At 61.0% G+C, this 1,772-nt stretch carries 2 protein-coding genes; both read right to left on the bottom strand.

Annotated elements, in window-relative coordinates; all coding sequences use genetic code 11:
• Positions 1-72: 72 nt before the first annotated feature.
• The gene (locus tag F8N85_RS33890) at positions 73-1,404 is read right to left on the bottom strand and encodes a leucine-rich repeat-containing protein kinase family protein (RefSeq protein WP_150806782.1); all 1,332 of its coding nucleotides are present in this window, start codon (positions 1,402-1,404) and stop codon (positions 73-75) included.
• Between the two features lie 69 nt (positions 1,405-1,473).
• The coding region (gene zapE, locus F8N85_RS33885) for an AFG1/ZapE family ATPase (RefSeq protein WP_150807675.1) at positions 1,474-1,772 on the bottom strand (299 nt) is incomplete at its 5' end.

Below are 1,772 nucleotides of genomic sequence, written 5' to 3'. Positions count from 1 at the left end.
GATCGCAGCCTGCGGCAGCTCCTACAGATTAATGTGAACTCCCTGTAGGAGCTGCCGCAGGCTGCGATCTTTTCAAGACACCGCCGATTCCCGCGCAACCTGCAACTCTTCGCCAATTTCTACAAACCCCGGTCGCGCCAGCACCTCTGGCTGACAGCAGTGCCTCTGCAAGGCTTCCAGCTGTTCACGGCTCTCGGCGCTCAATCCCGGCTCGATCCGCTCCAGCAATTCCCCCAGCAGAATCCCGAACGCCCGGACTTCTATGCGTTGCAGGGCGCGGCTCTCGACACTGTCTGATGCAGGGTGAAACGACGCTGCGCCGAAATCCCCCAATAGGCAGTCACCTTCTGTGTTCCACAGAATGTTGTGAGCGTAAAGATCGCCGTGGGTGATGCCCTGCTGGTGCAAGTGCGCGGCGACCGAGGCGATGCCGCAGGCGATTCGCAGCGCCACCGCAACGCTGAACCGGGTGCCGTCTTCATAGACGTCCCGGGTGCAGGAAGCAAGGCTCGGCAGCCCGGCCAGATTGCGGTAGCCGGGATCGATCAGTTGCATCACCAGCCCGGCCCGGGCCTGCGGATGCTCGACGACCCTGCCTTCGACCTTGATCAGATTGGCATGCTGGCCCGCGGTAATGCAGGCATTCATTTCATGCAGGGGTGAACCGTCACTGGTCATGCTGCCCTTGTAGAGCTTCACTGCAACCGTTCGCACAGGTGGCGACGGTTGTTCCCACAGTGCTTGATGAATGACCCCGGACGCGCCTTCACCCAGTGACTGTTGCAGTTGCAGCTGCGACCAGGGAATGTTCGGGGTGGCGTCCAGCGCTGCCAGGTCAATCGCGGATTCCATAGGATTGCCGGCATATGCCAGCCACGTCAGCCGTGGCAGCGACAACAGCCACTGTGGCAGCTCGGTCAGGCGGTTGGCGGCGATCCTGATCAGCTCAAGCTGATGGCACTGGCTCAGGCTTGCCGGCAGTTGCTGCAAGTGGTTGCCCGCGAGCATGAGCTTTTGCAAATGCACTCTTTCGCCCAGCTCGGCAGGTAGCTCATCGATGCAGTTATCGGTCAGGATCAGCCAGCGCAGCAACGGCGGCAACGCGCTGGCGTGGACGTGCTCGATGCGGTTGGCCTTGAAGCCGACCATGCTCAGTTGCGCGCATTGGCCGAGACAGCCCGGCAGCTCGGTGAATTGATTGTCCGAGCAGAACAGCACCCGTAACTGCGTCAACCGATGCAGGTCGTCCGGCAGTGTACTCAAGGCATTGCCACTGAGGTTCAGCACCTCGAGGGAGTCCGCCAGTTCGAAGATCTCGGCTGGAAACTCCGTCAGCCCACAGGCCAGATCCAGGCGTTTGGCTCCGGCAAGGTGGCCGGCCCGCAGTCGCGCAAGGGTATCCATAAACAGTTTCATCGCCTGGAAAGAGGAGGGCGCGTCATGATAGCGACAATGGGGTCCGGGCTCGATGGTTTATGCCGTCGGGCCAATCTCGATCAGCTGCCCCAGGCGACTGCGGGTTCGCGCAAGGTCGATGGCTTCAAAGCCCAGGTGCTCGCGCAGAGGCCTTTCTCCCAGCAACAGCAGGCGTTTATCCTGGTCATACAGCACGTCGATCAGATTGATAAAGCGTTGCTGGGTGGCCGTCGAGCAGTGCGCAAGATCGGGCAGCCCATCGATGATCCAGGTGTCAAAGCGCCGGCACAGTTCCAGGTAGTCCATGACGGCAGTGGGTTGCTCGCAAAGGTTTAACCAAAGGAGCGCTGGCTCGG

This window comes from Pseudomonas fluorescens (assembly GCF_902497875.1).
GTDB classification, from domain to species: domain Bacteria; phylum Pseudomonadota; class Gammaproteobacteria; order Pseudomonadales; family Pseudomonadaceae; genus Aquipseudomonas; species Aquipseudomonas fluorescens_BR.
This window is presented reverse-complemented; position numbering and strand designations above follow the sequence as displayed.